Origin of the sequence: Streptomyces sp. NPDC005017, from assembly GCF_042873115.1 — a bacterium.
Lineage (GTDB): Bacteria > Actinomycetota > Actinomycetes > Streptomycetales > Streptomycetaceae > Streptomyces.
Window position 1 is genome coordinate 134,675 of sequence record NZ_JBIALD010000021.1, and the last position, 20,892, is coordinate 155,566.

The following is a 20,892-nucleotide window of genomic DNA, read 5'->3' on the forward strand; positions in this document are numbered from 1 at the left end:
GGAATGGATGACTTTTTGGACTCGTGGGTGGATCTCGGTGAGATTCTTCCCTGGTTGCCGAATGAGCCCTACTTCATTCAAGAGGGCCAACGCCTTGCACTCCTGGGCGATTTGCTCCGGGCCGACTTCTCGGTTCTCGAAGTAGATCTTCTCGGAGTGAAGGCGGAGCGGGATCTACTGATCAAACTTGGGCACGCTCTTTCGGCCCCCGAATGCTATGGTGAAAATTGGGATGCGCTGCGGGATATTTTGCGTGATCGAGGTGCGGGCGGGCCATTCTGTATAGCGATTGTCTTCTCGTCATCTGCCGCATTTCTTGATGCGAACATTCATGCTTTTGTGCGGTCTGTCTCACTTCTCCAAATGATGGCACGTGCATTGTCAGGTGACGACTTTGGGCAGTTGGAGCTCTTCTATGCGGCGGACTGGACCTCTGCCTCCGGCGAGGCGGCCTCTCGGGTCTGAGCTTGATCGTTAGCCTCGCTGCTGTTTCTGGCGGACGTGTTCGGTGAGGGTCTCGGTTCGTTTGACGGGGCCTCCCCAGGGCCTCCCCCAAGCAGGGTCTTTACGTGAAGTGATCTTGTCCGGTTTCATCCGGTGGGGCCGAGGAGGGCCAGGGGCCGACGGTAGTCGCGGGCCGTGTGCCGGAGGGCGGCTGCGATGTTCTTCTGGCCGTCTTGCCTGTGGAGGCCGATGGCCAGGTTCCGGAGACTGGCCATCGTGCGGGGCAGCCCGGCGGTACGGATTTTGGATTCGTCCTCGCGGAAGGTCCGGTCACGGACGTGGTGAAGCAGGTTCTCGATACCCCAGTGGCTTCTGATCCAGGAAGCGAGCTGGGCGCCGGTGGCCGCGCCGGGCGGCAGGCTGGTGATCAGGTAGACGCGTTCGATGGTCAGCTTGCCCGAGCCGAGATCTCATCTCCAGCGCACGATTTGGAGGGCTTGGCGGGCGTCGGGGTAGTCGAGGTGGGCGAACGCGGCGGTCTTCAGCCGGCGGATCTCTCGTCGCGATGGTGGGCTCGGGTGCGCTCGTAGTGGTCGAGCGTGATCTCGCGCCAGGGCAGGGTGCGGACGCGGTCGAACAGGCCGGGGTGGTTCTTCTTCACGACGGCGATGTAGTGGGCTCCTCGTGAGCGCAGGTAGGTGCCGTGGCTGTGCTGGGTGTGCAGGGCGTCCGCCGTGATCACGGCATGGGTGAGGTCGACGCCGTTCAACAGCGGGGCGAAGGAGGGGATTTCGTTGCTCTTGTCGGCGACCTGGCGCTGGGCGAGGACTTCTCCGCTGTGCGCCATCGCGGACAGCAGCGAGACCGCCACGGTGGTCCGGGTGCGCGAGCCACGGACAGTTTTGCCGTCCACCGCTATCGGCCGCAGCGCGTCCGGCTCACGGGTGCGGGCTGTCCGTGCGGACAGGAAGGCGCCGATCGCGGCATCCAGTGCGTCGCCGTCCAGCCGGGCGAGCAGACGGCGCACCGTCGCCGGGTGCGGGACCATCACCTGCCTGGTCAGGGGATCCGGGGCGAATCCGAGGGCGGCCTGGGCCCAGCGGGGTGCGTCCGTGATCCACTCGCCGATAGCGGCCAGGGAGCGGGCGCTGGCCAGCACCGCGGCTGCTGCCGCCGCCAGCAGCGCGGACAGCGGATGTCGGCGGCCCCTGCGATCCCGCGGGTCGGGCACCGTGTCCAGGAAGGGACGCAGACCGGCTGCGTCGACGAGGGGTGCGGAAGAAGGAGCGTGGGCCAGGTGCTCCAGCGCGACGGGCATGGGAGATGATGCAGGGGCGGGCACGGTCTCGTTCGGTTCTCATGGGTCTCGACACCACATGATCACCGGCGCCGTGCCTGCACTGCTCCCCGGCCCCAGAACAGGACATGACACGACGTCACGGACGGGGCGCATGAACCGGACGGATCCGCTTCATGCAATGCCCCTGCCCTGTTGGTTTCGTATCCTTCCATGCTCGACGTCCCGCATGAGCTCGTCGAGCATGTCGTCTGGCTGCTGCATGAGCATCGCCAGGTCCGCAACACCCGCCGGCGTAAGCTCGGCTGCTTCCAGCAGGCGCTGCTGACCCTCGTCCATCTACGCAAGAACGAGACGTTCTCGCAGCTCGGAGCGGGGTTCGGGATATCCCAGGCCACCGCCTGGCGGTACGTCGACGAGACCTTGGAGGTCCTGGCCGGCTGGGCGCCCGGCCCCCACGAAGCCCTCACCGGCCTCGGTGAAGGCGGCCACTTCATCGTTGACGGCACCCTGATCCCCACCGACCGAATCTGTGCGGACGAGCCCTACTACTCCATGAAGCACCGCAGGCACGGCATGAACGTGCAGGTCATCGCCTGCCCCGACGGCACACCCCTGTGGTTCTCCCGCGCGACACCGGGCCGCACCCACGATCTGACCGCGGCCCGCTCCCACGGCATCGTCCAGGCCTGCCTGACCCGGCAGATCCTCGTCCTGGCCGACCGCGCCTACCAGGGCGCCGACGCCACCGTCCGCACCCCGTACTACCACCACCGCGAACAGCCTCCGCGTTACCAGGAGTTCAACCGTGACCACGCCAGGCTCCGAGCGCCCGGCGAACGCGCCTTCGCCCAACTCAAGTCCTGGCGACTACTCCGGCGGGCCCGATGCTCCACCCGCCGTATCAGCACCAGCATCCAGGCCATCCACACGTGGCTGACCTGCAGCTATTCAGGATGAAAGAGGCTCACTGTCGATAAATGGCTGCATCAGCGTACTGATCACTGCTCGCGGATCGTGACACATGGCTGTTATAAACCTCGTAGTTTGCCAGTTGAGCGTGTGGGCGGGCACGGTAGCGCTGAACGGGCGTCAGCCACCAGCGCATCATGCCGCGGACACTGCGGGCGGAGATGGTCTGGTCGTGGACGCGGTAGTCGACCCGTGCGGCGATCACGCCGCCGAGCCGCGGGGGAGGACGGACAGCAGCAGCACGCCGAGGAGCAGCGGGTGCAAGGTGGTGAGTACAACGGCCGCGGAGGCGAGTTGCACGAGTGCGTTGGTGAGGGTCTTGGCGTCGTCGGCGAGGTCGACGGCGCGCAGCGCGCCGATCTCCGCCGCCTGGCTCCGGTCACCGAACCCTTCCGCGTGGTAGGCGGCGAGTTCGGCCCGCATGTGGAGATCCACGAGCTGCAGGTCCGCGGCCGAGGCGATCTGCGGTAACCAACAACGCGGTCGCGGCACGCCGTCGCCGGAATGTTCGGATGCGGGCGCTTCGTGCATCCTGTCGGCGTGGCCGTACTGGCATGATCCACCGACCGCGACAGCGCGCGGGATGTTGAAAGGGCATGCGCAAAAGCGCACTTGACGGTCCGTCGGCGCGGTTAGCATGGAGGCGGCGGGGCCCATGCACCACGCGTACCCCGGGCTGGTCCAGGGTGGGGCGCGGTGGAGGACGTGATGGCGGGAAGCTCGTCGGAGCGGGATCCGGGCGTGCTGCTCATGGGAGTCGGCACCTTTCGTTCGGCCGTGCCGGACGACCAGGAGACCCCGGCCGGAGCGCGTGGCTGGGACGATCTCCTGTTCGTCGACGAGCTGATGCCCCGGCTGGTCACCGCGTACCGGGGGCTCTCCTACGCCGTGGACGCTCTGCGCGATCCCGATCTGGCGGCGGTGGACGACGGCATACGCCGGGCGAGCGGCGCGGGGTCCCGGATCGTCCACGTCATCTCGCACGGAACGACCACGCTCCCCGATGGGCGACGCACCCCTGATCCGGAGCCCCTGTTCATGGTCGCCTCCGACGGCGCGGTCGGAGCGGAGAGCGCGGTTGACCTGTGGGTGCGAAGCGCGCATCTGCGACCGGAGCCCACCTTGTTCGTGGTGGATCTGTGCCACGCCGGCCGAGCAGCCAGGATCGCGCAGCTGGCCAGGGCCTCGGACGAGGAACTGCACGCCTGGGTGATCGCTGCCACCAGCCCCGACCTTCCCGCCTTCGACGGCGCCTTCAGCGCGGCCGTGGCCGACGTCCTGGAACAGATCGCCGCGAACGGCCTCGACACCGACAGGTCCCTGCGCTACGTGCTGTGGGACAAGGTGGTCCCCGCGATCCAGCGCCGCCTGCGTGAGCTGGGCAGCAGCCAACTGGTCCACTCCACCAGAGTGGACCTGGCACGTGAGCGGCATCTGCCCTTCTTCCCCAATCCGCGCTGGGTGGACGACCCCCAGTGGCAGCGCATCGGCACGATCGACCCGCCGGTACGCGAATTCGTCACTGACCTCGGGGCCGAGCACTTCATCGACAAGGTCGGGAACTACTTCGTGGGCCGCGACCGCCAGCTCCGCCAGCTCGCGCCCTGGCTGGACGACCCGGCCGGCGGCGGCCTCACCCTGGTCACGGGCGCGCCGGGCTGCGGAAAGTCCGCCCTGCTCGGGGCACTGGTCTGTGCTGGCCATGAGGAGGTCATCGAGGCGGTGCCGCAGATCCGGACCTACCTCGCGGCGCAGCACCCGGATGGTGTTCCCTCCCCCAACCCCGCCCTCGCCGCGTTCCACGCCCGCAATCGAGGCCTCGACGCGGTCCTGTCCTCGCTGGCCGCGCAGTGGCGGCTGCCCCGGGCCACGGAGGAGCACGGCGAGCCGTGTACCGTCGAGGAACTGCTGACGGCCCTGAGGTCGCTTCCGAACCCACCCGCACTGATCTTCGACGGGCTGGACGAGGCCGACGGGCCTGAAATCCTCATGCGGGACCTGCTGCTCCCACTGGCGTCCACGCCGCGCCCCGACGGAGCGCCGGTCTGCCGCCTGGTCGTCGGCACACGCAAGTGGCCGCTCTTCCTGCCCCTGTTCGACCTGGCCGCCGGCCACGGCACCCTGATCGACCTGGACGAAGTCCCCCACCAGGAACTGCGCACAGACCTCGCCAAACATCTGATGCGTCATCTGGCGGACCTGCCCGCCTATCGCGGACCGGAGCAGCGGGCGGTCCGCACGGCGCTGGCCGAGAGCGTCGCGGGCGCGCTCACCGGGGACGAGCGCAGCCTCCGCGAATGGGGGCCGTTCCTCGTCTCCCGGATCTTCGCCCGTGCGCTGGAGTCGCTGGAGGCGCCCCAGGACCCGCACGGCGCCGCCCGCCTCGGCGACAGTGTGCCGCTGACCCTGCCCGAGGTGCTGGAGCTGGACCTGAGCCTCCAGACGGACGGCCCCCGGCTGCGGGCCGTTCTGGCCGCGGTGGCCTGGGCCAAGGGCGAGGGATTCCCCACCGAAGCGGTCGCGGCCGTCGCCCCGGAGTTCGACGCGGAGGTGACCGAGGACAACGTGCGCCGACTCCTCGACGCCGCCCGCTTCTACCTGCGGACCGGCGTCGAGACCGACGGCTCCACCCTCTACCGGCTCTTCCACCAGGGCCTCGCCGACTATCTCAAGGCCCATCCCTACCCGATTGCGAGCACGAGATGAAGATCGTGGGCATCCACGGGATCGGCAATCACCGTCCCGGTGAGACGGCCGAGACCGCGAGCCTGAGGCTGTCCGCGATCTGGGCGCGCGGCCTGGGCGTGGATCCGTCCGCCGTGGAAGTCGTGTACTACGCCGACCTCCTGCGCGCGCCTGGTCGGCAGAGCGACGACGACGATCTGGACGGCCTCACCGACCCAGAGGCCGAACTGCTGTCCCACGTGCTGGAGTCGTTGCCCGTGGCCTCTTCACGAGCGGTACCTCAGGGTCGGCTGACCTCGCTCCACCGCGCCTACCTCGCCGACCTCGCCGCTTCGTGGGCATGCAGCACCCGGGTCATGGAATGGTTCATGGTGCGGCTCGTCAAGGAGGTCGCGGCCTACCAGGCCGTCGGCGGGGCGCGCAAAGCGGTGCAGGCGCGGCTGGGCGCGGCACTGGAACGGGTCCGGCCCGACGTGGTGATCGCCCACTCGCTCGGCAGCGTCGTGGCCTACGAGACCCTCCACCTGGCCCCGCGGACCACTTCCGTGCCGCTCTGGGTGACGCTCGGCTCGCCGCTCGCCCTGCCCAAGGCCGTCTTCGACCGGCTCTCACCGGCACCGGTCGACGGCCGCGGCTGCCGGCCGGCCGCAGTGCGACGCTGGGCCAATCTCGCCGACCGGGGCGATCTGGTCGCCCTTCCGCCCAAGGGGATCTCACGGCGGTTCGGCGGAGTGGAGAGCGACGAGGACTGCTCCATTCACATCGCCGACTTCCACCAGGTGACGAACTACCTCAAGACCCGCCGACTCGCCGCGCTCCTCGACACGGTCCGAGCCGGGCGCGTGAACGGGGACAGGCACAGGCACAGGGACGGGGACAGGCACAGGGACGGGGCGAGCCATGGATGATCGTGCCCGGTTCGAGCCCGACGTCGCGGCGCGGGTCTTCGACCGGCTGATGCGCGATGTGGTCACCGAGGGCATCCCTCGCTGGGACCTGGCCTCCCCCTATCTGCGACGGCACGCCACCGAGCACGCCGAGGAGTGCGGCCGTCTCCAGGTGCTCTTCCGGGACCTGGAGTTCCTGGTGCACGCGGACCCCACGTCGGTCCTCACCGCGAGCGCTCTGCCACAAGCCGCGGCCTCCGGGCGCATGATGCTCGTCTACCAAGCGTCCCTGGCCCGGCACGGCGGCTCGGGCCCGCAGGCACGTCGGCACATCCTGGCCGTCGACGCCCTGCGCTACGGGGGACCTCTCGTCAGTGAGCGGCTCTACCATCCACCGCACGACTCGCCAGCACCCTGGCAGTGCCGCTGGTCCACCGCGCAGAGCATCAGCTCGGCGCTGATCGGCACACTGACCCGGACCAGCGAGCCGATCCACTCGCTGGGCCTCGCGACATCGGAGAGCCGGGACTTCGCGGTGACGGCGGGAGACGACCACACGGCCCATGTCTGGGATCTCGGCCAGGGCACCCTGCACGGCGAACTCAGCGGTCACACGGCGCCGCTCAGCGCGCTCGCGGTCGCGGCGACGCCCGCGGGAGTTCTCGCGGTCACGGGGGACACCCATGGCAGCGTGCGCTGGTGGGTCGCCCTGACGGGCAAACCGCTCGGCGAGATCCACGGCGCCCACGCGGGTGCCGTGACGGATGTCCTGCTGTCCGAGGCGGACGGCGTCCCGGTCGCGGTCACCTGCGGAGCCGACGGCACCGTCCGCAGCTGGGACCTGCGGGCCCGTCGGCCCCGTCATCTTCTCGCAAAGGTGGCCACCCCAGCCGCACGGCCCGCGCTGGTCCCCGGCTGGGAGGGTGAGCCGGTGGTCGTGATAGGCGGGCACGACGGCCAGGTGGTCGCCGTCGACCTCATCACGGGCGAGGAGGTGAACCGCCTCTCGACCGGCACCAGTCCCGTTGTCGCCCTGTCGGCGCTCGACGACGGCGGGAGCCCCGCCGTGGTGCTCGTCACCGAGAGCGGGCGGGGACAGGTCTGGGAGCTGGCCGATTCCGAGCCGAACTCCGGCTGGTCGTGGCAGCACGGTGCCGTGTCGGCACTGTCGGTGATCGACACCCGCGAGGACACGGTCGCCGTCGTCGCCGGAGCGAACGGCGCGATCGAGGTCCGGGCAGTGCACGACGGACGGGTGCTCCACACCTTCACGGGCCACACCGGGCGGGTCACGGCCCTCACCGCCGGCTTCGCCGTCCTCGTGTCGACGGCGGGGTCGAGCGTGCCCTCCGTCCTGGGGAGCAGGCGCCGCCGACCGCCCGACCGGCGCTCGGAGCTCCTCGCCTCCCTCTCCCGCTGGGCGCTCGTGTCCGGTTGGGAAGACGGCACGCTGCGGGTCTGGGACCTCGGCGACGGCCGCCTGCTGCACACCCTGACCGCCCATCAGGCAGCCGTACGCGCCATCGGCGTCCACAGCTCCGGCAGCAGCGAGCCACTGGTGGTCAGCTGCGGAGACGACGCGACCAGCAGGCTCTGGCGGCTGCCCCTGAGCCGCGGCGTCGCAGAAGCCACCCGGCGCCCCAGACGCACCGAGGCCCTCACGGCGGGGCGGGCGGCCGGACGGATCCTGATCGCCACCGCCTGCGACGACCACCGGCTGAGGATCTTCGACGCCTCCGACGGCAAACTGGAGAAGGCCTACACCATAGGAGGCCACTCGGTGACCGCTCTCGGCCTCGGGGACACTGCGGACGGCCCGGTCGTCGTCACCGCCACGGCCGACGGCGCGCTCGTCGGCCGCCGCACCACCAGCGGCGAGGTCCTGTGGCGACTGCCGAAGTCCGGCCACCCGGTCACGGCCCTGTCGGCCGGGGGATCCGTCCGGCGACCGGTCGTGGTCGTCTTGCGGGCCGACGGCCAGGCACAGGTCCACGAGCTGGGCAGCGGGACACCCCGCACTGACCGTCCGGCCCCGGGCGCCATCGCGATCGCCACCGGGTGGATCCGGGGGAAGCCCGTCGCGGTCCTCGGTCATCGGGGCGGCCGCATCGACGTCTGGGACCTGACGTCCGGGCAACTGCGCCGGAGCATGAGCCCGGCCACCGCGGAACTGACCGCCGTGGCCTTCGGCAGTACCGCGTCGGGCGGCGGCACGATCGTGTCGCGGCACACCGACGGGATCATCCGGGTCTGGGACGCCGATACGGGCCGGCCCGCCGCCCACATCGCCGGTGCCGGCGCATCCGCGCCAACCGTCGCGACGTCCGCCGGCGGGCCGGTCGTCGTCGAGGTGGACACGGACGGCGCGGTGCAGTTCTGGGACGCCGCGACCGGCGAACCCCGCGCCACCGTGTGGCTTCCGGAGCACGCGGACGCCCTCGGCACGGCGGAGGGGGTAGTGGCCGTCGGCTACGGACAGGAACTCGCCGTCCTGTCCGCGTCGGACGACCCGGGGCCGTGGCATGACGACCCATCCGAACCGAAGCCCACGTCACGCCGTGGCAAGAGATCCGCCCTCAAGCGGGGCAAACGCCGCTCGAACCAGCTCAACGAAGCGGTTCTGGCCGCCCTCCAGCGACGCGGCGCCCAGGACGCCTCCGAGCTGCGCAAGGCGCTCCGTACCAAATTGCCGCTCGGGCGGGTCGAGGCCGTACTGGACGCGCTGGAGCGACGGGACCTCGTGCGCCGCATGGCCGACTCGGACTGGTACCAGCTGTCGGAGGCGGGTCGCGCGCGTCTCGGCAGAAGTACGTGGATCGATCATCTCCCAAGCCGTTTCGGAACCCGTAGAACCCGGTCGGCGAGGTACTGAGCCGACCCTCTATGGGCCCGCTGCCCGGTCAGGCGACGGGCGGTGACACACCGTCGGGCGAGCAGGCCCGTCGGCATGTCACCGCCTGCTCGTTCAGAAGGAGCAGGTGTCCTGCCACGCCGTGACCACGGACGGGTCGTTGCGGTCGGGGTCACGCTCGGATCCGCACAGGAACGGCGAGAACCGCGTGTCGCCCCGAAGCCAGCGGCAGAAGAACGCGACCAGGTACTTGCCCTGCTTCGCCTTGTCGCCGGAGCCGGTCGCGGGGCAGAGATGGTCCCCGGGCACCTCGATGAGCAGTCTCTCGGCGAGGGTCACGGTGTTGTACCAGCGCCCGGTGTACTGATCTCCGCCTGCCACGGTGTCTCACTCGCAAGTGAGGAACGGCCCTATCTCACTTTCGGTGGTCGCCCAGGGTGACTGTTATCCGAGGAGGATGCGGCGGAGCAGAGCGAAGCCTGCTCGTCCGTGCAGCTGGCGCGCGATGCGCTTGGTCTTGGTGTTGACACCCTCGGTGGGGCCGTTGGGAACTGTAAGACGTTCGGCTCTGGCCTGTAGTCGGTGGTGACGCCGAGTAGCCGTCAGGGCAGGAGGATGCGGTGGCGGAGGAGGTCGAATCCGGCGCGTCCGTGCATCTGTCGCATGATCCTCTTGGTACGGGTGTTGACTCCTTCGCTGCGGCCATTGGGGTAGGGCAGGGTGAGGCCGGCGTTCACGGCGGACCTGTCGATTTCGAGCCCGTTGGTGAGACTGTGCAGGTGGGGCAGGGTGACAGCGCGGGCGGCTGTGATCCAGTCGCTGAGTTTCGTGTCGTTGCCCTCGGCTGGTTTCAGCAGGGCGGCGAAGTCGCGTAGGAGATCGGCGAGTTCGGTCATTTCCGGGCAGGCTGCGGCGATCTCCTCCAGCAGGGCCGTTTCCTTCGGGCGTAGATTTTCGGGGTCGGTGAGCAGGAGGCGAGCGGCGTGACGCACCGTGGTGACGGGGCGGTCGCCTTCGGCGCGGCCCTGGTTGAGGTGGCGGACCAGGAGGTTTGCGCTGCCGGTGTAGCCCAGCTCCCGGATCTCCTCGAAGAGGTGGGTGACGGGGACGGATGGTTCTTCGGCACGGCGCCAGCGCAGGTGCTCACGGTAGGGGTCGACGAGGGTGGGCCGGTAGGCAGGGGTGAGGCGCAAGGTCTGGGGGTCGGGCATGCGGGCGTAGCGTTTGACGGTGTTCAGGGCCAGGCCCAGGCGGCGGGGGCAGTCAAGCAGGCCGATACCTTGGCCGAGGAGATCGTGGATATTGTTCCAGCGTTCGCGGGTGGTCTGCTTGCGTACTGCGCCGGGGCGGGGCGGGTTGATGGTGGCCCAGCGGTCGGTGTGCGCGCGGGCTTCGAGGCGGGCCTTGTCGCAGAGGTTGCGTCAGCGGTGTCATCGGTCGCTGACCTGCACCGCGTGGGGCAGGGCGCGGCGGACGGCCTCGGCGTAGGCGGCCGAGCCGTCGCGGCACACGACCTCGACACCGGGATGTCTGCGCAGCCAGGACTCCAGGGTGGTCCTCTCGCGGTCGGGCAGGACCGTGACGTGTCTGCCGGTTTCGGCATCCGTGATGATCGTGGCGTAGCGGTGGCGGCGCAGGGCGAAGTCGTCCACGCCGATCACCCGCGGGGTGGCATGCCTGGGCAGCGGCAGGCGCCGCGGACGGCGCAGGGCGGTGCTGCGGGAGACGGGCACGGCCGGCGGGTTGGCGAGGCGTGCGGCCGCCCGGCCGGGCAACTCCCGTGGCACCTGCGATATCTGCCCGGCGAGACGCACAGTGCGGCGCTGATGGCGCTTCGGCAGTCCGGGGATCTGCTCACGGAAGGTCTGTCGGGAGCGCCCCGGGACCGGACGGACCAGCCTTCGTACGCGCAGGTGGACGACGGCCGGGGGCCGTCGACCGGCGCGTCCCGCACGGTCCGGCGGTGGTACGCGTGGACCCTCGCCGCCGGTGTTCGGCACACCGGACACGGCACCGCCGCATCCCGGGTGCGGGCCGTGACCGCCGCCTTGTGACCGTCATCCGTCACGTCCTCGACGACCAGCGCCGAGAGCCCGGAAAACATCGTTCCGATAAGGGAGTTGACATCTATCACCAGATCATGATCGCGGATGGCTACCCGGCGTCACCACCGACTACGGGCCAGAGTGACTCGTTTGACAGTCCCCCGCCCCGGGGCGGAGGCCGGTGACGGGCAGGGTCTCCCGGCTGCGGCGGCAGCCGGGAGACCCTGGGTCTGCCCGGGGTCGGCGTGTCCGCGACCGCGGGTCGCGGCTGGGGTCAGAACCGGGGGTGCAGGTAGAACGTCTCGTTCGCGGCCGGACGTCCGTCGGAGCCGGTCTGGTACGGCCACTGGATGAGCCAGGTACCGTCACCTGTGCGGTTGCGGTCGACATTGGCGTAGCGGTCGGTGCCGTTGTCGCGCAACGCGGTCAGGTTGGGAAAGCGCGGGTCGGGGTGTTCGAGGCTGAAGTTCTGAGTGTCGCTGGGGTAACCGCCGGGGGTGGGCTGGCCGTCGCGACCGTGGCAGTCCCAGATGTTGAGCCAGTCGCCGTCGCGGCTGCCCTGCCCGCGGTTGACGTCGAGGCACTTGTCGCTCTGGGTGCTGACGATCCGGTACAGCTGGCTGCCCGTGTCGCCGGTGCGGCCCACCGGGAACAGCTTCCAGCGCTGGTTGGCGCCTCCGTTGGGGTGATAGATGATCACATGGGTGCCGTTGGTGGTCTGCGTGCCGTAGACGTCCAGCAGCCGGTCGCTGTTGTCGGCGTGGATGGTGAGCTCGGTCGGCTCACCGGCCGCCTGCAGGGCGGAGAAGCCGACCGGCCAGTGGTCGCTGCCGTAGTTGGTGTCGACGGCCGCCTGCCAGTTCTGGGTGTCAACGTTGGCGACCATGTAGTCGAGCTCGTTGCCGTTCTGCTGGGTTGCCAGGCCGCTGTTGTAGATCCGCGATCCGGCGGGCAGATTGTCGCCCACGAGGTCCTGGGGGCCGCGGTTGAAGTCGCCGAGCACGGCCCAGTGCCCGATCACCTCGTCGTATGCGTACCGGGCGACTCTGCGCACCAGGGCGGCGGCGTCGTTGGGCCGGCCGCCGTTGGAGGCGGCATGGGCCGAGACGAACACGGTGTCATCGGCGTCGTACACCACGCCCAGGGCGTCGCGGTAGACGCCCTGGATCCGCGTGACTTGGTCGGCCGGTGTGGCGGTGACCATGCCCAGGTTCCTGGACGGCTCGAGGAGGATGTACAGGTAGCGGTACTCTCCGCCGCCGATGGGCCACAGGTAGGAGCGGATGCCGTCGCGATCCCCGAGGTGGAACGCGCCCGCCGGGGGTGTGCCGGGCACTTCCTGCAGTGCGAGCACGTCGAAGGTGCGCGACAGGATCTGCGCGCCGGACCAGCGGTCCGTGCCGACCTGCATGTTCCAGGTGGCCACCCGGTGGCTGTCCGGCGGCGCCGCCGACGCCGTGCCCCCGCCGGCGAGGAGCAGCCCCACGGCCATCACCACCACCGTCAGCCGCGCGGCCAGTCGCCGCAGAACTGTGTGTAACACGGTCCAGATCTCCATCCTGTCGGGTGTCGCCGGAGCTGTGCGTGCACTGCGCCCGGTTGTGCGGATCCGCCGCACGGGCAGCAGCCTCCTGCCCCGGCATCAACAGCGGATCATCGTCCGCTGATCGTTCGCTCAACGCCCAGGCCACAGATACCCAGGCCGGCCCGGGCGACCGCCGCCGGGTGCGACGGCGGTGGCGGTGCACGGTGGAGGTGGGCAGGTAGAGGATCGGTCCGATACGGGGGTGGTGCACGGTGGACGGCCCACTGAGACAGCAGGGCGGTGCTGCCGCCGAGCAGCAGCGGCTCATCACCCGCTTGTGCCGCGGCCGCTTGAAACTCGGTGGGGGAGTAGCTGGTCTGCACCGCCGCGACCGTCATGGGCACCGTCGACTCTGTCAGGCGGCAGAACTCGCCAGGAGCACGGTCCAGCGGGGCTTCCAACTGTCCGGCGGCCGCAGTTCGGGCCGTGTTCGACCAGCTCACAAACCTTCTTGCGCACGGCGTAGTTCTACGCGTCCAGCCGCGTGGGCGGCTCCACCCGGGCGCGACTCGTACAACGCGATCGCGTCCGCCTTGAACTCCGGCGGATAGTGTTTCACGACCACTGAATGTCCGTTCTCCTGGATTCAAGATCCAAGCGTCTCGGGTATCCGGGAACCGGGGGCAAGATCCGCTTCCCCCGGGTCTTCACAGTGTGAGTGACGGGTAGCGGCATGCCGCCACTGGTAGGCACCGCCGCGCTATCACCGTCAGGGCATCACCCCCTGCGACTGCCGCGCCAGCCCCTCCTACGGCAGGAGCTGGGTCCAGTGGCCGGCCGTCCCGACGAGCCCTTGGCGTGCAGCTCGTGTACCTCGGCCAGATCCCCGCCGCGCGAGGCCCGCGCCGTCGGATCGCTGTCGCGCGCCTCACCGGGCGCGACCAGTGCCCACCGCGGCGGCCGGCCAGATCGCAGGACCGCCCGCCGCACCGGGCCTGGAGTACTCCGGCGCCTTCGTCTTCACCGACGCCGTCACCACCGGCAACCAGCACGTCAACGTCCCCATCTTCACCGTCACCGCGGTCCTGCGCCCCCGACTACGAGAACCATCCCGGCAGCGGCCCCTGCTTCACCTCCATCCGCTGCGCCCACACGCTGCGCGCCGGCTGCGTCGTCAATACCTTCACCCCCACCGTCGACATGGCGCACCTGCTCGAGATCTCCCAGAGCATCCGCACCATCCAGGACCGCGGCGGCTACGGCGTCCCCGGCTACCACAACCGCGCCCTGCACCGCACCACCACCGACACCAACCGCGCGGCCGTGTGCGGACGCCGCATCGTCGGACCGCCCCCGAGCCCCGGCCTGTGGTGCGACGAGTACCCCTTCGCCACCACCCGGGAAGGCGGTCGGAGCCTGAACGAGGCCTACCGTGGCTGGGCCTGGGTCCCGAGACGGGAACAGATCGACCAGGGCACGCTGATGAGCACCTTCTACCGGGAGAACCGCGTGATCGACGGCGACTCCTTCTGGGTGAGTGTCTGAACTTGAACCCTCCCGATGGGACCGGCTGCTGACGCACCGTTCAGCGGCCAGAGACACCTGGCCACCGCAGTCATCCACCCGGCTGGTCATCGCGTGTTGTGCGCCTTGTACGTTCGCACAGAGAGACGCTCTCAGTTCCGGCCCCCGACAGTACGGTCCGGCTGCCGGTGTAGAGGCGGACCGTACGGTGCAGATGTCGGGGATGGCGTCGCCGTCGACGTCGGGTGCGCCGGTCAGCATAGGAGGGCCGCCGCCTGTGCTCGTTCGCGGTCAGTTTCGCCGACTTCGGCCGCCGGGCCCGCCTGCTTGGCGTGGACGCAGAGTTGCAGGTCGCGGAGTTCTCGAGGGGGAAGCCCACGGTCCGGGCGCTGTCGGCGATGGGTGGCGCAGCGGAGGCTGGCTTACCCACCGGCTGAACAGGTGGCTTTGGGAACGGGCGTGTTCTGGACGCTGCCATTCCCATGCACGTAGCGAGATGCTTTCGCTACTATGCGTGACTAATGACGGTGTTGAGGCATCTGTCAGGCCCCGCTGCGGGCTGTCCGGGCTGCCTGTGTGCCGTCTCCTCCGGGTGAAGGGATCTGCCCTGTCATGGTCACGAACAGCAAGAAGAAGACTGCGCCGTCGGCGGAGAACGGCACCTCCGGGGAGAAGCTGATCGCTTCGCTGCGGCGTTACGTGCGCGCCCGCGGCCCGCAGCTGCTGGAGGATCCGAACATCACCTCCGTCGGCATCGGCCACAAGGTCACCCGCGGCAAGCGCGGTACCCAGGTCGTGCTGCAGTTCACCGTGGCGAGCAAGACGGCGGAGCCGGAAGCCCTGGAGGCGCTGGGCACGACCTTGATTCCTGAGACCGTCACCGTGGACGGCGTGGAAGTACCCACGGACGTCCTCGAGCGCACCTACAGGCCGCAGTTCCGGCCGGTAGCCGAAGTCGAGAGCCCGGCCCGCAAGCGGCGCCTGGACACCATCGAGCCCGGTGTGAGCGTGGGCCTTTCCTCCTCCGAGCCGCCAGGGGCGGGCACGATCGGCTGCATCGTCTTCGACCGGGCCGATGGCACCCCGTACGTGCTGAGCAACTGGCACGTGCTGCACGGTGAGGAGGGTGACCTGGGTGAGGCAGTTGCGCAGCCTGGCCCGCACGACGACAACCGCACCCGCCGCAACCGTCTGGGCGTGCTCAAACGCTCGCACCTGGGAGTGGCTGGCGACTGCGCTATCGCCACCATCGAGGACCGTGCCTTCCGCCAGGAAATCTTCGAACTCGGTGTGACACCCACACAGCTGGGGGAGCCGGGGCTCGGCGACAAGGTCGTCAAGAGCGGGCGGACCACCGGCGTCACCCACGGCATCGTCCGCCGTATCGACACCGTCGCCAAAATCAACTACGGCGGCCGCGCCGGCGTCAAGACCGTCGGCTGCTTCGAGATCGGACCCGACCCCGCCAACCGGCCGGACGACGGGGAGATCAGCAAGCCGGGCGACTCGGGAGCCCTGTGGCTGTTCAAGCAGGGCAACGGCCGTCCGGGTACGGTCATGGCAGGGCTGCACTTCGCCGGCGAGGGCAAGGGCGACCCCGACGAGCACGCCCTGGCCTGCCTGCCGGCCTCGGTGTTCGAAAAGCTCGAGATCACCCTCACCCAGCCCGGACCCCAGGACATCCGTACGGTCACCGGCTACGACGCAGGCTTCCTCACAGAGCGCATCGAGGTCCCCCAGCTCGATGCCGATCTCACCCGCGACGCGGTCCTCCTCGACGGCTCCGAAGTCATCCCCTATACCCACTTCTCGCTCGCCCTGCACATGACGCGGCGTTTTGCGATCTGGGTGGCCTGGAACATCGACGGCGGCTCCCTCAAGCGGCTCAGCCGCAGCAGCATCCCCTTCGTCAAAGACCCCCGACTGCCCGCCAACGCGCAGGTGGGAAACGAACTGTACGAGAACAACCGACTGGACCGCGGGCACCTTGCCCGGCGCGCCGACCTCCTGTGGGGGCCCCTGCCGGAAGCCCAGAAGGCCAACCGCGATTCGTTCTTCTACACCAACATCACTCCCCAGATGGACGACTTCAACCAGAGCTCCAAGGACGGGCTGTGGGGCGTACTCGAAGACGCCGTCTTCGCCGATGTCGACGTCGACGACCTCAAGGTCAGCGTGTTCGGCGGACCTGTCTTCCAGACGGATGACCGCACCTTCCGCAACGTGCAGATCCCCCGCGAGTTCTGGAAGATCATCACCTTCACCGAGAACGGCGAACTGAAAGCCAAAGCCTTCCTGCTCACCCAGAATCTCAGCCAGCTCGAGGCCCTCGAGCTCGACGAGTTCCGCGTCTTCCAGGTCACCCTCGGCGAACTCGAAGAACGGACCCGTCTCAGCTTCCCCACCATTCTGCACAAGGGCGACACCCTGCGCGTCCCCGAAGCCCTCGCCGACCGCACCCCACTGGACAGCCTCAGCGACATCGCCTGGGACTGATCCCCTGCAGACCGCCCGGCTCGAAGTCTGACCCGTGCCGGCGCGCCGCGAGCGCGCCGGGACGGCAGTCCACGTCCCCGCCCGTTTCCCACCAGGAGCCGCGCCATGACCACTGGATGGCCGAGCCCGAGCCCCGCCCGGCCCAAGCGCTTTTTCCACGGCCGCCCCGACAGGCGTGCACTTGCTCTCGTAGGCGTTGTCGCCACGATCGCAGGCCTGGTCCTGGCGGTGATCTTGGTGTTTGCGTGGCCTCGGCCCAGCACTGTGCTCTTCGAGGTCGTGCGTGTGTGCCTTCAGGTGCTGGGTGTCTCGGTTGTCGGGTTCTTTGTGGGAGCGGCGACCTTCGATCTGCAGCAGGCCCGTCTGGAGCGGCAGCGCCGGGACGACCGCATCAGGGCCTTCCTCACCGAGATGCTGGGCGCCTACCACGGTGTCAAACAGGTCCGCCGAGTGCTCAAGGCTGAAACGGCGCCCGAGCGGGAGCCGGCCATCACGGCCGAGGCCTATTCCCGGCTGCTGTCCGAACTGTCCGAGCACCAGCTTGTCTTCGAAAGCCTCGCTCGCAGTGCCCCTCTCATTCAATGCCATGTCATCGGCGGCTACGACATCTCCGTCGACAAGGCGGGTGACAGACGTGGGAGCGATGGTCAGCGTGAAACCGTCACAAAGCCGATCTCGGCCCACTGCACGGAAATCGAGAACTATCTCAACCGCATCGTCGAGGAGTTCGAGAGCAATAGCCACTGCATGCCAAAGGTCGGGCGGACCAGCTTCAGCAAGACCGATTTCACTGCAACACGCGGCTTCATCTACGACAAGGACGAGTTCAGGGCAAAGGCTTCACGCCGCATCGACGCCATTGTCACGGCCCTGGAGACCACGCTCCTGACGCCGGGACGCATTGAGGCGGCATCCAAGCCCGGACGCGCCGACCTCAGCCACCGTGACCTGAGCGGGATCCACATGCGTCGTACCCGCCTCAGGTCTGCCGTTGCCATGAAGACCATTCTGCGAAAGGCCAGACTCGAGCACGCAGACCTCCGTGGGGCCGTGCTCTGGGGAGCAGACATGCAGGATGCAAACCTCGCCGGCAGCGACCTCCGGAACGCCAGCCTCGTGGGCGCCAATCTCCGAGGAGCCAACCTTGAAGGCGTAAGGCTCAAAGGCGCACGCCTCGGCCGATTCCCCACCGACACCCTTACGAGACTGGAGAATGGCACCGACTCGCGCAGTGGCAAACGGCGGCGCGTCCATAACGGTGCTGACCTGAGCAATGCCAAGGGTCTGCGCGTCGAACAAGTGCTGGATGCCTGTCTCGACGAGACGACAACGCTGCCCCCACACATCGCCGATGATAGGCGTATCAGAAAGCGGCTTGATCCAAACGCCCAGCAATAGGACGCCAGTGCACGGTGCGTGGAAGGCTATTCGGCGAGGGCGGCATCGGTCTCGAGGCAGGGCGTCGCCTTGCCGAGCTTCTTCGATCGCAGCGGCGGCGTTCGCGCACGGTGTCGATGACGGACAGCGCAACCGCCATGAATCGGCCGGGCAGCCATTCTGCGACGGCCTCTCCGATCTGTCCGGTGTCCAGTTCGTTCTCGACCCGCTCGCACAGGTTCAACACCCACCTGTCCGTCTCCTGGGCCGTCTGCTGATTCGACGTGTTCAGCGGGCGCTGAGCCGGGTCACGCGGGTCGCGGGTTGGGTGCTCTCCGCTTTCTCTGCGACCGGGCCGGCGGTGTTCCCCGGGGCGGTTCAGTGGTTCGGGCAGATGATAAAGAGGGGGTAGGCGAGTCGGCGGGGTTGGTCGCCGATCTCGCTGAGTGCGGCGCGGATTTCGTGCAGGTGGCCGGTGGTCATCTGCAGCGGGGGTTCGTGGGGCTGGTGGGTGGTGCGGACCGGGTAGTCCACGCCCGGTTCGGTGGTCATCTCGATGTGGCAGCCCAGGACATGGGTGACGGGTCGGTGGCGGCAGAACTCGATCAGGCGGTCGATGGTCCGGGTGAAGGCGGACCAGTCCTGGATGTAGAGCCGGCCGGGGTAGACCGTGTCGCCGGTGAGCAGGATCCCGGTCCACGGGTCGTAGAACGTGACCGCTGCCTCGTGGTGCCCGGGAGTGGCCAGGCACTCGAGGGTGCGGCCTCCCAGATCGACCCTTGCCGTGGCGGTGGGGTCCTCGTCGAATCCGAAGTACTTCCAGGCGGTGGCGAGGTCGGCGTCGACCACGGATGTGTCGGGGCGGTCGGTGAACTGGCTGTCGCCCGCGATGTGGTCGCCGTGGCCGTGGGTGTGCAGGACGAGCAGGTGGTAGTCCTGTCGGGGGTGGCGGGCGAGCCAGCCGTCGACGAGCTCGTCGACGACTTGGCGCAGGGGGAAGAACTCGGGGGACGCGGTGGCCCCGGTGTCGATCAGCACCGCTTGCGTGTTGCCGAACAGCAGGAACAGGAACGGCGCTTCGTAGTCGATCGCCATGTTCTGCCGCAGGATGACCGTGTGCTCGTCGTACGCGTGGACCTGGATGTCCGGGTCGGTGTTGTGCTTGGACGACGGTGAGCCGTGGATCCAGCGGACGTCCAACGCGCGAGGGAGCGGGGCCGGGCTGTCAAAGTCGATGAAGGATGTATCTGCGGCCATGACGCCTCCTGAGTGCGTCGTCTTGACAGGCCGGATACGGCGCACATCTCGTCCGGGGCTGGTACCTACGCGCCTCCGCTGTGAGGCTACCACCGGATCGATCGACGCCCCCCAGTCGCCCCCGTGACGGGTAGCGTCAGCCGCTCCGTCTTGCTGCGGGTGTTCCCGCGCCCGGACGACGACATCGCCGAGGACGTACGCCGCGGGATCGTCACGCATCTGCTTGCGCTCCCCGTCACCTGCGTCGACGTGCGCGTCCACGACGCCGTTCCGCACAATGTCACCTGACCCCGCTTCGGAGAAGCCTCCGCGTCAAAACGTGCCATCTGGTGGGCTGCGCGCCGAGGAGGGAGTCGGCTGTCGCGGGCACGCTCATCGAGGGATCGGGCAGCTGGGATGGCGACTTTTCCGCCTGCGCAGGGTCGCTGTGGTGGCCCGGTCTGTCGGGCCCGTGTCGCGAGGTGTCGATCACAGGTGGCGGGGAGAGATCACTCGGCCGGGGCGCGGGTGGAGCAGTCGCTGCCTGGCGGTGTGATGGCTCTCGCGGCCCCGTACACGGACAGCGCCTGCCAGCGGCGTTCGAAGTCGGCGCTCTGGCCGGCGATGTAGTCGGCGCTGAGGGGCTTTTGATGCTGCGCGGTGATGCCTTGGACAGCGCATCGTCGGGCTATCGCGTCCGGCGACGGTGCCGGCCCGCCTCCTCGCTGGCCGGCCCAGAGATTGTAGACGCGGAAGGGCAGGAGGTAACGGCGCAGGGTGGAGGGGCTCACCGGTTTACCGCCGGCGCGGCTGCGCAGGCCCTGGTCCGAAAGAATGCCGGAGAGCCGTTCGGCGCTGGGTTCCTCACCATGCTCGGCCCGGTACTCGTTCCACGCGAGGTAGTAGCGGTCGACTGTGGTGAGCGAGGAATGCGTGCAGGCAATGCCCGCTTCCGGTGCTGCGCCACCGGCTGCGTCGCTCGCGGGGAAATTGCGTGCTGGCAGAGCGGCGGCCCGGTCCCGCGGGCCGGCTGGTCCCGGTTGGCCTTGCCGCGGAGGGCGATCGCCAAAGTGCCTGTGGCTGGCGGCCGCGCTCCCCTCGGTGGGCGGCTCCCGCTCGCCGGTCTTGTCCTGCCGGGGGGTCGTGGCGAGTTCGTCTGGGATCGCACTGGCGAGGGTCTGTTCCCGTCGGTGGATGCGCTGTTGTGGGTGCGCGGCCGGCGGCAGGTCCGGGCGGGTCGCGGTGCCGCGCGCGAGAGCCGGTTCGTCTCCCTGTCGGGTGACGGCCGCCGGGTTGGCGGAGGAAGGGTACGCGAAGGGCCGGGGCCGCTGCGGGCGTTCAGGGACGGCCGTCGGTTCGACGCCCACCGCGGCGGGCCCTGCCGGACCGGCGGGGGCGGTCTCGGCGAGGGGGACGCCGTAGCGGGCCAGGCGCAGCGGCATCAGGGACTCGACGGGCGCCTTGCGGCGCCAGGCGCGGCCGTAGCGGGAGCGCAGGCGGGCCTGGTAGACCAGGCGTTCCTGTTCGAGCTTGATGACCTGGTCGTAGGAGCG

13 protein-coding genes, 3 pseudogenes and 1 riboswitch are annotated in these 20,892 nt (G+C 69.2%); of the genes and pseudogenes, 9 read left to right on the forward strand and 7 right to left on the reverse strand.

All coding sequences use genetic code 11. From position 1 onward, the window contains the following. The first annotated feature begins 3 nt into the window (after window positions 1-3). Complete coding sequence (locus tag ACFYR0_RS27845; protein WP_389333685.1) at window positions 4-465, forward strand: barstar family protein; 462 nt, start codon at window positions 4-6, stop codon at window positions 463-465. A gap of 520 nt (window positions 466-985) precedes the next feature. Here the strand turns inward: ACFYR0_RS27845 and ACFYR0_RS27850 are convergent. Continuing rightward, entirely contained in the window at window positions 986-1,762 is a 777-nt protein-coding gene (locus tag ACFYR0_RS27850; protein WP_389333688.1) for an ISAs1 family transposase, read from the reverse strand. Window positions 1,763-1,954: 192 nt separating this feature from the next. On the opposite strand from ACFYR0_RS27850, the gene ACFYR0_RS27855 reads away from it, so the two are divergent. Continuing rightward, on the forward strand, window positions 1,955-2,701 hold the full coding sequence (locus ACFYR0_RS27855; RefSeq protein ID WP_389333691.1) for a transposase family protein: 747 nt from the start codon (window positions 1,955-1,957) through the stop codon (window positions 2,699-2,701). A gap of 130 nt (window positions 2,702-2,831) precedes the next feature. On the opposite strand, the pseudogene ACFYR0_RS27860 reads toward ACFYR0_RS27855, so the two are convergent. Continuing rightward, window positions 2,832-3,181: pseudogene (locus ACFYR0_RS27860) on the reverse strand (ABC transporter ATP-binding protein); the annotation flags it as partial. Window positions 3,182-3,421: 240 nt separating this feature from the next. On the opposite strand from ACFYR0_RS27860, the gene ACFYR0_RS27865 reads away from it, so the two are divergent. From ACFYR0_RS27865 to ACFYR0_RS27875, 3 genes are read left to right on the forward strand one after another with little or no spacing between them, the layout of a single operon-like run. Next, window positions 3,422-5,419 (forward strand): AAA family ATPase, encoded by a 1,998-nt coding sequence (locus tag ACFYR0_RS27865; protein ID WP_389333694.1) that lies wholly within the window; start codon window positions 3,422-3,424, stop codon window positions 5,417-5,419. Between the two features lie 5 nt (window positions 5,420-5,424). Further along, the gene (locus tag ACFYR0_RS27870; protein WP_389333697.1) at window positions 5,425-6,306 is read left to right on the forward strand and encodes a serine peptidase; all 882 of its coding nucleotides are present in this window, start codon (window positions 5,425-5,427) and stop codon (window positions 6,304-6,306) included. Beyond that, window positions 6,299-9,157: a hypothetical protein gene (locus tag ACFYR0_RS27875; RefSeq protein WP_389333700.1), complete on the forward strand. Its 2,859-nt coding sequence runs from the start codon at window positions 6,299-6,301 to the stop codon at window positions 9,155-9,157. Before ACFYR0_RS27870 ends, ACFYR0_RS27875 begins: the two co-directional genes overlap by 8 nt. A gap of 93 nt (window positions 9,158-9,250) precedes the next feature. Here the strand turns inward: ACFYR0_RS27875 and ACFYR0_RS27880 are convergent, their stop codons facing one another. The 3 genes and pseudogenes from ACFYR0_RS27880 to ACFYR0_RS27890 form a co-directional block, all read right to left on the reverse strand. Continuing rightward, complete coding sequence (locus ACFYR0_RS27880; RefSeq protein WP_389333703.1) at window positions 9,251-9,517, reverse strand: hypothetical protein; 267 nt, start codon at window positions 9,515-9,517, stop codon at window positions 9,251-9,253. Between the two features lie 221 nt (window positions 9,518-9,738). Then, window positions 9,739-11,240 (reverse strand): annotated as a pseudogene (locus ACFYR0_RS27885) (ISL3 family transposase). Between the two features lie 215 nt (window positions 11,241-11,455). Then, window positions 11,456-12,724, reverse strand: coding sequence for an RICIN domain-containing protein (locus ACFYR0_RS27890; protein WP_389333706.1), 1,269 nt, complete (start codon window positions 12,722-12,724; stop codon window positions 11,456-11,458). 1,182 nt (window positions 12,725-13,906) lie between these two features. On the opposite strand from ACFYR0_RS27890, the gene ACFYR0_RS27895 reads away from it, so the two are divergent. The 3 genes from ACFYR0_RS27895 (at window position 13,907) to ACFYR0_RS27905 (ending at window position 18,124) form a co-directional block, all read left to right on the forward strand. After that, complete coding sequence (locus tag ACFYR0_RS27895) at window positions 13,907-14,251, forward strand: NucA/NucB deoxyribonuclease domain-containing protein (RefSeq protein WP_389333709.1); 345 nt, start codon at window positions 13,907-13,909, stop codon at window positions 14,249-14,251. Between the two features lie 591 nt (window positions 14,252-14,842). Continuing rightward, window positions 14,843-16,726: a DNA/RNA non-specific endonuclease gene (locus tag ACFYR0_RS27900; RefSeq protein ID WP_389333712.1), complete on the forward strand. Its 1,884-nt coding sequence runs from the start codon at window positions 14,843-14,845 to the stop codon at window positions 16,724-16,726. Between the two features lie 105 nt (window positions 16,727-16,831). Then, window positions 16,832-18,124 carry a pentapeptide repeat-containing protein gene (locus tag ACFYR0_RS27905; protein ID WP_389333715.1) on the forward strand — a complete coding sequence of 431 codons (1,293 nt, stop codon included), beginning with the start codon at window positions 16,832-16,834 and terminating at the stop codon, window positions 18,122-18,124. A 357-nt stretch (window positions 18,125-18,481) separates the two neighbouring features. Here ACFYR0_RS27905 and ACFYR0_RS27910 read toward each other — a convergent pair whose 3' ends face one another. Beyond that, window positions 18,482-19,360 carry an MBL fold metallo-hydrolase gene (locus tag ACFYR0_RS27910; RefSeq protein ID WP_389333718.1) on the reverse strand — a complete coding sequence of 293 codons (879 nt, stop codon included), beginning with the start codon at window positions 19,358-19,360 and terminating at the stop codon, window positions 18,482-18,484. Window positions 19,361-19,371: 11 nt separating this feature from the next. Next, window positions 19,372-19,439, reverse strand: a riboswitch (guanidine-III (ykkC-III) riboswitch). A gap of 44 nt (window positions 19,440-19,483) precedes the next feature. Here ACFYR0_RS27910 and ACFYR0_RS27915 point away from each other — a divergent pair. Beyond that, on the forward strand, window positions 19,484-19,648 hold the full coding sequence (locus ACFYR0_RS27915) for a hypothetical protein (RefSeq protein WP_389333721.1): 165 nt from the start codon (window positions 19,484-19,486) through the stop codon (window positions 19,646-19,648). A gap of 200 nt (window positions 19,649-19,848) precedes the next feature. On the opposite strand, the pseudogene ACFYR0_RS27920 reads toward ACFYR0_RS27915, so the two are convergent. Beyond that, window positions 19,849-20,892: pseudogene (locus ACFYR0_RS27920) on the reverse strand (hypothetical protein); the annotation flags it as partial.

Excerpts from the sequence above, each read along its gene's own strand:
- ACFYR0_RS27845 (WP_389333685.1), top strand. The coding sequence starts at position 4 with ATGGATGACTTTTTGGACTCGTGGGTGGATCTCGGTGAGATTCTTCCC.
- ACFYR0_RS27850 (WP_389333688.1), bottom strand. The coding sequence starts at position 1,762 with ATGCCCGTCGCGCTGGAGCACCTGGCCCACGCTCCTTCTTCCGCACCC.
- ACFYR0_RS27855 (WP_389333691.1), top strand. The coding sequence starts at position 1,955 with ATGCTCGACGTCCCGCATGAGCTCGTCGAGCATGTCGTCTGGCTGCTG.
- ACFYR0_RS27865 (WP_389333694.1), top strand. The coding sequence starts at position 3,422 with ATGGCGGGAAGCTCGTCGGAGCGGGATCCGGGCGTGCTGCTCATGGGA.
- ACFYR0_RS27875 (WP_389333700.1), top strand. The coding sequence starts at position 6,299 with ATGGATGATCGTGCCCGGTTCGAGCCCGACGTCGCGGCGCGGGTCTTC.
- ACFYR0_RS27895 (WP_389333709.1), top strand. The coding sequence starts at position 13,907 with ATGGCGCACCTGCTCGAGATCTCCCAGAGCATCCGCACCATCCAGGAC.
- ACFYR0_RS27900 (WP_389333712.1), top strand. The coding sequence starts at position 14,843 with ATGGTCACGAACAGCAAGAAGAAGACTGCGCCGTCGGCGGAGAACGGC.
- ACFYR0_RS27905 (WP_389333715.1), top strand. The coding sequence starts at position 16,832 with ATGACCACTGGATGGCCGAGCCCGAGCCCCGCCCGGCCCAAGCGCTTT.
- ACFYR0_RS27910 (WP_389333718.1), bottom strand. The coding sequence starts at position 19,360 with ATGGCCGCAGATACATCCTTCATCGACTTTGACAGCCCGGCCCCGCTC.